General features: G+C 53.0%; 8 protein-coding genes. All 8 read right to left on the bottom strand.

Annotated features, from left to right (window positions below; translation table 11 throughout):
• The 8 genes from BN1189_RS06165 to BN1189_RS06130 all read right to left on the bottom strand — a co-directional run bounded on the left by BN1189_RS06165 (nt 1) and on the right by BN1189_RS06130 (nt 11697).
• Complete coding sequence (locus tag BN1189_RS06165) at nt 1-2865, bottom strand: SNF2-related protein (protein ID WP_040226568.1); 2865 nt, start codon at nt 2863-2865, stop codon at nt 1-3.
• Between the two features lie 404 nt (nt 2866-3269).
• The gene (locus BN1189_RS06160) at nt 3270-5672 is read right to left on the bottom strand and encodes an aldehyde dehydrogenase family protein (protein WP_441296264.1); all 2403 of its coding nucleotides are present in this window, start codon (nt 5670-5672) and stop codon (nt 3270-3272) included.
• A 77-nt stretch (nt 5673-5749) separates the two neighbouring features.
• On the bottom strand, nt 5750-6496 hold the full coding sequence (locus BN1189_RS06155; protein ID WP_040226565.1) for an SDR family NAD(P)-dependent oxidoreductase: 747 nt from the start codon (nt 6494-6496) through the stop codon (nt 5750-5752).
• Nucleotides 6497-6501: 5 nt separating this feature from the next.
• Nucleotides 6502-7587, bottom strand: coding sequence for a tartrate dehydrogenase (locus tag BN1189_RS06150; protein ID WP_040226563.1), 1086 nt, complete (start codon nt 7585-7587; stop codon nt 6502-6504).
• Nucleotides 7580-8818: a M20 family metallopeptidase gene (locus BN1189_RS06145; protein WP_040226561.1), complete on the bottom strand. Its 1239-nt coding sequence runs from the start codon at nt 8816-8818 to the stop codon at nt 7580-7582. The genes BN1189_RS06150 and BN1189_RS06145 overlap by 8 nt, the downstream gene beginning before the upstream one ends.
• Nucleotides 8815-10290: a sodium/pantothenate symporter gene (panF, locus tag BN1189_RS06140; protein ID WP_040226559.1), complete on the bottom strand. Its 1476-nt coding sequence runs from the start codon at nt 10288-10290 to the stop codon at nt 8815-8817. The genes BN1189_RS06145 and panF overlap by 4 nt, the downstream gene beginning before the upstream one ends.
• Nucleotides 10287-10565 carry a YhdT family protein gene (locus BN1189_RS06135; protein ID WP_040226558.1) on the bottom strand — a complete coding sequence of 93 codons (279 nt, stop codon included), beginning with the start codon at nt 10563-10565 and terminating at the stop codon, nt 10287-10289. Before BN1189_RS06135 ends, panF begins: the two co-directional genes overlap by 4 nt.
• Nucleotides 10566-10662: 97 nt before the next feature.
• The gene (locus BN1189_RS06130) at nt 10663-11697 is read right to left on the bottom strand and encodes a C45 family autoproteolytic acyltransferase/hydolase (protein WP_040226629.1); all 1035 of its coding nucleotides are present in this window, start codon (nt 11695-11697) and stop codon (nt 10663-10665) included.
• Between the last annotated feature and the right edge of the window lie 4 nt (nt 11698-11701).

The raw sequence follows: 11701 nt of genomic DNA, 5'->3' as shown, positions 1-11701 counted from the left end.
TTAGATTACTTTCCATCGAACCGTAAATAACTCTTCTTTTTCGGTTTTCTGTACCATTCTCTCCTCAAGCTCGTCAATTAAATCGTCACGTTTATCCATTATTTCATCTTCTACTTCAAAAATGCGTTGTCTTTGTTTTCGTTGAGTGCGCTCTAAGCTCTTAATTTCCTTTTGAATTTGATGCTGTTCTTCTGTTGATTTGGCCATTCTTGCTCGTCTCTTAGCTTCTTTAAGTTTAGCTTTAGTTTCTTGCAATTCTTTTTCCGATGCTAATATCATATCATCTGCCCATCGTTCTAACCGTTCTCTTTCTTCATGGAAGTATCTATTATTATTTTCAAGTGATTGACTAATGGTAGCTTGTACATGTCGATTTGCATCTTTAATCAAAGATTGCTGCCTTTCATTAGACCACTGTGTTGAATGTTCCTCATTTCCTGTGCATTGAAATAACTTTTCACATATTTCCTGGTCAATTTGTTGATTTTCATCAGTTATTCCATTAAAAAGTAGGTACTCTTCCTTTTCATATGAATCTATTGTTAATTTCGTAAGTATTAAGTAACCGCTTTGTCCTTTTAGTGACTCAATAACAGATATCCGTACGGGATGATTTGTAATATCAAATACAATTTCACTTTGTGGAGTTGATAGCATCTTAGCAGATTTAATAACATATTCACCTAATGGATGGGAGAGTCTATATAGATTTGCACTTGTTTCCTTTTTCTCTTTCGAAATTAGTTCATACTGACCTTTGTACACTTCAAGATTGGTAGGTTCTTTCATTAAAGTAAAACTTAATTCTTCATCATTGAATTGTGCTTTATCATTTAGAATAACCCTGGTCAGTGCCCAAAACATTTTACTCACACGATCAAGCTGATATTTAGTGTCTTCCAAATTTATCTTTAATCTAAAGTGTACGTCAGAATCAAAATGTTCTAATATTGCTTGTCTTGTATCTATCATTTTTGTTTGTATTTGCTCTTCTAATTCCTCTTGAAGCTCATTAAATGCAAATTCTATTTCCTCCGTTGTACGACACTGCTGATAAATTGATAAGATACGTTTTTCAAAGTCAACTCCTGATTCTACACTACCTAACACCTCATCAGATGCTCCTAACACACCTGTAAATAGATTAAACTTTTCATTTAGCAGCTCATATACTCTTTGGTCTGCTTCGTTTCGCTCATTTAAAAAGTTAATTACTACAACATCATGCTTTTGACCATAACGATGACATCTCCCTATTCGTTGCTCAATCCGTTGCGGATTCCACGGAAGATCATAATTAATTACTAAAGAGCAAAATTGCAAATTGACGCCTTCTGCAGCAGACTCTGTTGCAATCATAATCTCGGCATCATCCCGAAAATGTTCAACCAACGCAGCCCTCTTATCTGATGTCTTAGATCCACTTATTTTATCCGTATTTTCGTATTTATCTAACCAACGTTTATAAATGTTTTTTGATTCCTCATCATTATTCGTTCCGTTAAATAGAACTATCTTTCCTGCATAACCATTAGCTTCTAAGAAATCTTTTAAATATTGTTGTGTACGACGAGATTCGGTAAAAATAAGTGCTCTATTTTTAGCACCCATTTTACTCATTTGGTTAAACCCTGTCCGCAGAGCCTTAATTAATGATCTTGATTTACTATCTATTCGTATAGACCTGGCTGAAGTTAATAAACGATTAACCTCATTTATTTCCTCTTTTAATTTTTCAACATCTATCGACTTATCGGAAATAACATCTTCTTCCGCTTCATCTTCCATTTCTTTCTCATCTAATAAATCATTTTCCATCTCATCATAATCTATAATTTCCTCTAGCCAATCATCTTTTAAATCCTGTTCCTCAAGCATTGCTTCTAAACGCTCCTTAATGGTCTGTAAGGTTCCAGCAAGAGCTTGAGAAGATGATGCTAGTAATTTTCGAATGATAAGCGTTGTTAACACCTTTTGGCTATTTGGTATTGCATAGGTATCCTCTTTTAACAAAAAGTTTGAAACACCTTTATAGAGTGCTTGTTCATCTTCTGACGGTTTAAATGGGAATGTTATTGGTATTCTCTCTGTATATTTTATGTATTCTAGAACTTGTGAACGGAGAGTACGATGAACAAAGGTACTTAGACGTTCTTTTAAATCCGCCAACTGGGCCTTACTATTCATATATTGTGAACGAAAGGAGCCTATATCACCAAAAATATGGTCATCTATTAGCGTAGACAAACCAAAAAGTTCTAATAATGAATTTTGCAGTGGAGTGGCAGTTAAAAGTATTTTTTTTCGATCTTCTAGCGCCCAATTTATACCCTTTCCCATTTTGTTGCTTTTGAGGTAGACATTTCTTAGCTTATGTGCCTCATCTATTACAGTTATATCCCAAGGAACAAGCCGCAGTTCACTCCTTTTACGATTAGCAAATTGAAAAGAAGTTATTATTACTGCATCTTGTTCGAATGGATTACTTTTTCCTTTGCGGATATAGTCATTAAATGATTTTGCCTCTAGTATTACACTTGGTAAATTAAACTTTTCGTAGAGCTCCATGCTCCATTGTTTGCGTAATGAAGCGGGGCATATAATTAAAAGACTACGCTTACGTTCTGCCCATTTTTGGCACAATACTAGCCCTGCTTCTATTGTCTTACCAAGTCCTACTTCATCGGCTAGCACTACACCTTTTGATAACGGAGAGCGAAAAGCAAAAAGAGCCGCTTCAATTTGGTGGGGATTTAGATCTACGGAAGCATCAAATAACGACCTTGATAGCTTTTCCACTCCTTCTTTTGACGATTGTCTAGTTAATTCATGTGCAAAGTATTTCGCATGATAGACCGTCGACATAATACCCCCCCTTTTTTATTTAATTATATACGGCTGTAGCTGTTAATCCTAGAAAATTAAAGCTTTGGACATAGTAAGAATAAGAGTTTTATCATTGAACTACTTGGTGAGAGTGAGAATCCGTCTCTTCTCCGACTAGTTTTGGTGTTTATTAAATCCGGCCTTTCCAATTATATAGCATTCCTTTCAACGTGATAGAAAAGTCTCGTTCTCGTTTGGTAAGGTGCTTTAGTTTGCTCTTCTTCAAATAGCATTAATAGTCTTACCCTAAGATGACAAGCTATGCTAATAATAAGAATGTTGATTTGGCGCCCTTAAATAAAAATTAATACAGTGAAAAAACAGACAAGGGCCACATTGATGTCCCTTTCAGTTTCATCCTCACTTAAGTACGGTTCACCTTATCAAACCCCAAACTTCACCGCAATATTCTTCACTTGCACATAATTCCTCAGCGCAATAAACCCTTTCTCTCTCCCAATCCCGCTCTTTTTGTATCCGCCGAACGGCATCTGAATTCCCCCGCCGGCGCCGTAGTTGTTGATGAAGACTTGGCCGGCTTTGATGCGGGCGGCGAGGGTGTGGGCGATGTCGATTTCTTTGGTCCAGACGCCGGCGACGAGTCCGTAGTCGGTGGAGTTGGCGAGGTCGATCGCTTCCTGCGGGGTCTGGAATGTGAAGACCGAGAGCACCGGGCCGAAGATTTCTTCCTGGGCGACGTCGCAGCTGTGATCGAGCCCGTCGATGATTGTCGGGGCGATGTAGTGGCCGCCGTCCGCACCGTCGACTTTCACTTCTTCTCCACCAGCGATCAGTTTGCCTTGTTTTTTTGCTTCATTGATGCGCCGCATGATGCCGTCGAACTGGCGCTTGTTGAGGATCGGGCCGATGTCTTTGTCATCCATGCCGCGTCCGACTTCGAGTGCATCAAATTGTTCTTTCAGCTTGCCGAGGAACTCTTCTTTATAATTTTCCTCAACGAGTAGCCGGGATCCGGCCGAGCACGTCTGGCCGGCGTTCTGGATGATCGCCCGGACGACGCCGTCGAGTGCCTTCTCTTCGTCCGCATCCGCAAAGACGATGTTCGGAGACTTGCCGCCGAGTTCGAGCGTGACCGGCACGACATTCCTGGCCGCTGCCTGCATGACTGCAATGCCGGTCCCGACCGAGCCGGTGAACGTGACATGGTTGATGTTTGGGTGGGCGGAAAGTGCCGCGCCCGCTCCGGCACCGAGTCCCGTCACATGGTTAAATATTCCCACCGGAAGCCCGCAGTCCGCGAACCATTCCGTCAGCGCATGGGCGGACATCGGCGTGTCTTCCGCACTTTTCACGACGACGGCGTTGCCGGTTGCAATCGCCGCGCCGACGCTGCGTGCGATGATCTGCAGCGGATAGTTCCACGGGATGATGTGGGCGGTCACGCCGGCCGGCTCAAGCACGGTGGCATTGAGCAGGCCGTCCTCGATCGGGATCGTGTCGCCCATGACCTTGTCGGCCGCTCCGCCGTAAAACTCGAAATAGCGGGCGNCTTTGATGCGGGCGGCGAGGGTGTGGGCGATGTCGATTTCTTTGGTCCAGACGCCGGCGACGAGTCCGTAGTCGGTGGAGTTGGCGAGGTCGATCGCTTCCTGCGGGGTCTGGAATGTGAAGACCGAGAGCACCGGGCCGAAGATTTCTTCCTGGGCGACGTCGCAGCTGTGATCGAGCCCGTCGATGATTGTCGGGGCGATGTAGTGGCCGCCGTCCGCACCGTCGACTTTCACTTCTTCTCCACCAGCGATCAGTTTGCCTTGTTTTTTTGCTTCATTGATGCGCCGCATGATGCCGTCGAACTGGCGCTTGTTGAGGATCGGGCCGATGTCTTTGTCATCCATGCCGCGTCCGACTTCGAGTGCATCAAATTGTTCTTTCAGCTTGCCGAGGAACTCTTCTTTATAATTTTCCTCAACGAGTAGCCGGGATCCGGCCGAGCACGTCTGGCCGGCGTTCTGGATGATCGCCCGGACGACGCCGTCGAGTGCCTTCTCTTCGTCCGCATCCGCAAAGACGATGTTCGGAGACTTGCCGCCGAGTTCGAGCGTGACCGGCACGACATTCCTGGCCGCTGCCTGCATGACTGCAATGCCGGTCCCGACCGAGCCGGTGAACGTGACATGGTTGATGTTTGGGTGGGCGGAAAGTGCCGCGCCCGCTCCGGCACCGAGTCCCGTCACATGGTTAAATATTCCCACCGGAAGCCCGCAGTCCGCGAACCATTCCGTCAGCGCATGGGCGGACATCGGCGTGTCTTCCGCACTTTTCACGACGACGGCGTTGCCGGTTGCAATCGCCGCGCCGACGCTGCGTGCGATGATCTGCAGCGGATAGTTCCACGGGATGATGTGGGCGGTCACGCCGGCCGGCTCAAGCACGGTGGCATTGAGCAGGCCGTCCTCGATCGGGATCGTGTCGCCCATGACCTTGTCGGCCGCTCCGCCGTAAAACTCGAAATAGCGGGCGGCCGCTTCTGCATCTGCCCGTGCCTGTGTGAGCGGCTTGCCGACGTCCCGGCATTCAAGTTCTGCGAAGTGCTCGGCATTTTCCCGGATGTGGCGGGCGAGCTCGATGAGCAGGTTCCCCCGCTCATGCGGTTTCCACGCCCGCCACTCTTCGCTTTCAAAAGCAGACTCCGCCGCGCGCACCGCTTCGTCCACTTGGGCGTCGGTTCCATTGATGATCTCAGCGATTTGCGTGCCGTCGGACGGATCATACACCGGAAGCCATTCGTCTCCCTCTCCCCCAACCCACCGGCCGCCGATCAGCATTTGAATCTTCTTCATTTCACTCGTCCCCTTTCGTGTATGTATGAAAAACGCGCCCTCCCCTGAAGGCGCGCTTGCTTTTACAGTCCCCGGCCACCATCAATATGCAGCGTCGTGCCGGTCACCATCGAGGCATCGTCCGACAGCAGATACAGCACGCCGCCCGCGATGTCGTCCGGCTGGATGAGCCGGCCGAGCGGGACGCTGCTTTCGAAGATTTCCTTGCGTGTCTCTTCGGAGTCGGCGCCTTCTGCGGTGAACTGGCTCAGCATGCCCGTGTCCGCCGGTCCCGGGTGGATCGTGTTCACGCGGACGCCTGCTTCCGCGAGTTCAATGGCGAGCCCCCTTGTAAAGCTTTCGGCCGCTCCTTTGGACGCGATGTACGCCTGCAGGCCGGGTCGCGGTCGCGTGGCCGAGACGGAGCCGATCGTGATAATCGAGCCTTTCCCGGCGGGCTTCATATAGCGTGCCGCTTCACGGGAGGTGATGAACAGGCTCGTCGCGTTGATGTTGATCAGCCGGTGCCATTGTTCCAGCGACACGTCCGTGATAGGGGCGGCGGCCTGTGCGATGCCTGCCGCGCCGACGAGCCCGTCGATCCGGCCTGTTTTTTCATGCATGTCATGGAACACGCCGGCGATCGCTTCTTCATCGAGAATATCCGCGGCGAACGCCGTGAACCGGTCGTGGCTCAGTTTGTCCATCGCTTCTCTTTTCAGGTCGATGCCGCCGACCGCTGCCCCTTCATCGAGCAGCTTTTGGACGATGGCCTGTCCCATGCCGCCGCCTGCACCCGTGACGATCACTGTTTTTCCTTCCATCCGCATGCCGCTCATCCTTCCGTCACCGCACTTTCCTGCTTATTGAATGCTTCGAGTATCGCGCCGCCCATCTCGCTCGTCGATGCTTCCCCGCCGATGTCGCGGGTTCTCACTTTCCCTTCCGCGAGCACTTCTTCGATCGCGGCCACGATCCGCTCGGCCGCCCGCTTTTCGCCGAGATGCTCGAGCATGAGCGCTGCGGACCAGATTTGCGCGACCGGGTTGGCGATGCCTTGTCCGGCGATGTCCGGCGCTGATCCGTGGACGGGCTCGAACATCGACGGATAGTCTTTTTCCGGGTTGATGTTGCCGGACGGCGAGAGGCCGAGCCCGCCGACGAGTCCGGAGCCGAGGTCGGACAGGATGTCGCCGAACAGGTTCGAGGCGAGCACGACGTCAAACGACTGCGGCCGCTGGACGAAGTAAGCGGCGAGCGCGTCGACGTAGTACTGCTCGAATTCCAGGTCAGCGAACTCATCCGACACGACCCGTTGCACATGCTCGTCCCATAGTTTATTCGCATGGATCACGGCGTTCGACTTGGTCGCGCTCGTGATTTTCGTCCGGCCGTTCTCTTTTGCATACCGGCAGGCGGCCCTTGTGATGCGCTCGATGCCGGCGCGGGTCATGATTGTGTTCTGGATGGCCATTTCGCCTTCCTGCCCGGCGTACAGCCGGCCGCCGCTGTCGGAGTATTCGCCTTCCGCGTTTTCCCGGAAGATGACGAAGTCGATGCCGGCGCCGTTTGCGAGCGGCGTCGGGATGCCCGGCAGCGATTTGACCGGCCGGAAGTTCACATATTGATGGAACCCTTTGCGGATCGGCATGATGAGTTCCCAGATCGTGATGTCATCTGGCACCCTTGAATCCCCGATTGCGCCGAACAGAATCGCGTCAAACGAGCGCAGCTGTTCCAGTCCGTCTTCGGGCATCATGCGTCCGTGCTCCAGCCAGTACTCCGAGTTCCACGGGAATTCCTCGATCTGGAGCGAGAATCCTTCCGACTCTTCTGCCGCCCGCAAAACTTGCAGCGCCTCTCCCATCACTTCCGGTCCGATGCCATCACCTGCGATGACCGCGATTTTATAGTCAGCCATCCTTGCGCACCTCCCCGTTCAGGAAGCGGAGCGCCGCGTCGCGGTAGATCGCGGTCGTCTCGGCGAGTTCCTCGATGTCGACGTATTCGTCGATCTGGTGCGGGATGTCCCGGTCGCCGGCGCCGATCGTGACGATCGGGACGCCGTGGACGTGGAGGAATGTCCCGTCGGTTGCGCCCGGGACACCGTTGTAGATCGGTTCTTTGCCGGTGACCTGCTTGACGGCTTCCCAGATCGCCCGGACGACCGGCTCGTCTTTGTCCGTCGCGGTCGGCGGGCGGTCGTCGAGCAGGGTGAGTTCGCAGTTGAAGTCAGGGTCATCGGCCTTCAGCTTCTCGATGATCCGGTCGATCTTGCTGCGGAGCTCTCCGTGGTCCTGCGCGGGCACCGTCCGGATGTCGAGCGTCATCCGGCAGTGGTCCGGGATGACGTTGATCTGCGCGTCGCCTTTGACGGGCGCCTGCAGGATCGTCGGTGTGATCGACGGCCATTTCAGATACGGGTCTTCACCGAGCCGCTCCTGTTCTTCCTTCTCGAGTTTCTCGAGCTCGACGATGAGCCGGGCCATCCGCCAGTTCGGGTTGATGCCGCTCCAGGAGATCGCGCCGTGGGCCATCTTGCCGTAGATGTCGACCTGGATGCGCATCGCGCCGCGCTGGGCGATGCAGACGTTGTTTTCCTCCGGCTCGCAGATGATCGCGCCGTCGACGCCGTCCGCCCAGCCTTTCTTGATGAAATCTTTGATGCCGATCATGAGGCCTTCCTCGTCGCACGGGATGCAGAGGATGATCTTGCCGCAAATCTCCTCCTCGTCCTGAAGCAGCGAATGAACCGCCGTGATCATGCACGACAGATTGCCTTTCGTGTCGTTCGTGCCGCGGCCGTACATGCGCCCGTCGATGATCTCTGCACCGAACGGGTCGTGTGTCCATGCTTCGCGGTTTCCTTCCGTGACGACATCGGTATGTCCTTCAAACAGGAGCACGGGCCCCGGCTTGCCGGAATCGACGATGCCGATGACGTTCGGCCTTCCCGGGGCGACTTCTTCGACATGGGTCTCGATGCCATATGAACGAAGCCTGTCCGCCACGTAATGGGCGACTTTTTCTTCATTCGCCCCCGGCACTTCTTCCCCGCGGTACACGCTATCGATCCGGACGAGCTCCTGGGTGAGTTGGATCACCGCTTCGCGGTCCCGCTGGTACGATGGATGCTGGATATCTGTTTTCATGCAATTTCCCCTTTCCCGATGCGGTCATAGTCATACGCTTCCTGTTTCATGAGCAGGCTGAAGACGATAAACGCGACGAGCGACAAGACGACCGGCAGTGTGACTGTATGCACGCCGAACAGGTTGCCGTTCGCTTCGTTGTAGAAATGGATCGCGATGTAGCTGCCGATGCCGGCGATCATGGAGGCGATCGCGCCGTATTTATTGGCGTATTTCCAGTAGAGTCCGAGGACGATCGGCCAGATGAACGCCGCTTCCAGTCCGCCGAACGCGAACAGATTCAGGAAGATGAGCAGGTCAGGCGGGTCGAGCGCCAAGATGTAGACGATGACGCCGAGCACGGCCGTCACGCCGAAGCTCGCCCGCTTGATCGCCTTGATCGATGCGTCCGGCTTGATGTAGTTCAGGTAGACGTCTTTCACGACGGTCGACGAAACCAAGATGAGCAGCGAGTCGACCGTCGACATGATGGCGGCCATCGGGGCGGCGAGCACGATGCCCGCAAGCCACGCCGGCAGCACTTCCATCGAGATGAGCGGGATGACTTTGTCGCCGACGTCGATGCCCGGCAGGATCGGACGGGCGAACACGCCGATCAAGTGCATGTTCAGCATGATCACGCCCGTGACGACCGTTCCGATGATGAGCGCGCGGTGCATCGAGCGGGAGTTTTTGTATGACATCGAGCGGACCGCGATCTGCGGCAGCCCTACGACCCCGACGCCGACGAGGATCCAGAACGACGATACGTATGCCTTCGACAGGCCGCCGTCCGAGCCGAACGGCGTGACGAGGTTCGGGTTTTCATTGATGAGATCGCCGATGATGTTCGACACGCCGCCGCCCGCGATGATGACGCCGATAAGCAGGACGAGCGTCCCGACGACCATGACGGCCCCCTGGACGGCGTCCGTCACGGCGACCGCCCGGAATCCGCCGATCGTCACGTAGACGAGCACCGAGACGGCGAAGATGAACAGCGCCGTGTGATAGCTCATCCCGGTGAGCGATTCGACGAGGCGGGCTCCCCCGATCCACTGCGCCGCCATCGCGGAGAACAGGAAGATGATGATCGCCGCGGCCGACAGGATGACGACCGGCGCGCTTTTATACCGGGCCTTCAGGAAATCGACGAGCGTCAGCGCATCATAGCGCCGCGCCATGATCGCGAACTTCTTCCCGAGGATCATGAGGACGAAGTAGCCGGTCACGACCTGGCTCATCGCGAGCAGCACCCAGCCGAAGCCCATCGTGTAAGCCGTCCCCGGACCGCCGAGGAAACTTGAAGCACTGCCGTACGTCGCGACCATCGTCATCGCAAGCACGAACCCGCCGAGCTCGCGGCCGCCGAGGAAGTAGTCTTTCAGGAACCCGCCCTCTTCGACCTGCGCCCCCTTGCGGCTCGACCAGATGCCGATGATGAAAATGATGACGAGGAACACAAGCAGCGGAATAATGACTTCCCAGTTCATCGGATCTCCTCCTCTTCCTCAAACGGCACTTCGGTGAAGAAAAACTTCACGACGATGATGACCGCGACGGTGATCAGGAGGAACCCGAGCACACAGCTGATGAAAAACCAGTCCGGCAGGCCCATTATGTACTTGTACTCTTCCACGGGACGCGACCCCATCCCGTAGGCGAAGCCGAACCACCAGATGAAGTTCGCCAGCGCGAGTGCACAGCCGATGAGCGCCTCCCGGTTCGCGACCTTGAACCGCCAGTCTGTTTCTTTTTTATTTTCCATGATGTCCTCCCCCACTTTTTACACTTGATTGCTTGCTTGTTTACTAATTATACAGAAAACAAGCTCTCTCTGTTCTTCCTTCACGGCAAATGCCGGTTTAGCTTGTCGCTAAACCGGTTTTTGCCTTGCAGGGCGTCCCCAACCGGACTTCCTGGTCCCGTTTTGAAAGGTTCATGACGATACTGAAGATCGTTTCCATCTGTTCATGCGGCGCATGAGCCGGGTTTGAGTGCCGGCAGATGGAATCCGGGTAGTTGTGATGATCGGAAAGAATGGAGAAGAAGTCATCAATATCCCCGTCTTTTTTCATCTCGCCGATCAGCTTTCCGATCCGTTCAAGCCGGATCGGCGAGTCCGGCTTCACCGTGTCATTGATCCGGTCCTTCAAAACAGGATCACAAAGATGGTTCGTATGAACGACCATTCGATCTTCCATTTCGATTGCCGCCGTGCCGACCGGGGATACTTCCATCCCCGCCATCTGACCGTCTCCCGAGGCGATGAGAAAATGGGCAGGGGAGGCCATCCGGTTTTTCGTGACAACTTCAACTGCCCCGGAAAAACTTTCAGATTCGAGCACCGCACGAAGGCCAAGATGGATCGGAATGTCCGGACTCCACGAGCGGGAGAGCAAGGCGTTGAGACAGACGCCGACCCCCGCACTGTTGCTTCCGATCTTCCCGATGATGCCGCCTTCGGTCACCATTTGAATATCCGGCTTTCCCGTCTGGCGGATCTCAAGCCTTAACAACGAACTGCTCTGGCTCTCTTTCCAGTCCCAGTTCTGGCCCAGGAACGTGTTTCCGCCGACTTCCACCGCAAATGACGTGCATCCATCGGGAATGGCGGTCAGTGCAATTTCACTGCGGGCATTCAAGCTTAAGATATCCTCGTAGGTCACTCCGGCCCCGTCCGCAACTCCCCGCATCTCCTCGATATATTGAGGCCGGAAGCGTTCAATCGCGCTTTCGTGCAGGAGTGCCTTCTCGCACGCCTGCTTCCATGTCAGGCCCGCGTACCCTTTGAACAGGGACTCATAGGTGGAAAGACTATTGTGTATTTCTTCTTTTCCTTCCGAGCCGTGTGTACGGCCGATTTCATAGGGAGAGCCCGATGCAGTCAATCCTTTCAATTCT

It is taken from the genome of Bhargavaea cecembensis, from assembly GCF_000826125.2.
Taxonomy (GTDB): Bacteria; Bacillota; Bacilli; order Bacillales_A; family Planococcaceae; genus Bhargavaea; species Bhargavaea cecembensis_B.
The sequence above is the reverse complement of the archived record's forward strand: the minus strand, read 5'-3'. Positions and strand labels throughout refer to the sequence as shown.

Excerpts from the sequence above, each read along its gene's own strand:
- BN1189_RS06145 (WP_040226561.1), bottom strand. The coding sequence starts at position 8,818 with ATGAAAACAGATATCCAGCATCCATCGTACCAGCGGGACCGCGAAGCG.
- BN1189_RS06150 (WP_040226563.1), bottom strand. The coding sequence starts at position 7,587 with ATGGCTGACTATAAAATCGCGGTCATCGCAGGTGATGGCATCGGACCG.
- panF (WP_040226559.1), bottom strand. The coding sequence starts at position 10,290 with ATGAACTGGGAAGTCATTATTCCGCTGCTTGTGTTCCTCGTCATCATT.
- BN1189_RS06135 (WP_040226558.1), bottom strand. The coding sequence starts at position 10,565 with ATGGAAAATAAAAAAGAAACAGACTGGCGGTTCAAGGTCGCGAACCGG.
- BN1189_RS06165 (WP_040226568.1), bottom strand. The coding sequence starts at position 2,865 with ATGTCGACGGTCTATCATGCGAAATACTTTGCACATGAATTAACTAGA.
- BN1189_RS06155 (WP_040226565.1), bottom strand. The coding sequence starts at position 6,496 with ATGCGGATGGAAGGAAAAACAGTGATCGTCACGGGTGCAGGCGGCGGC.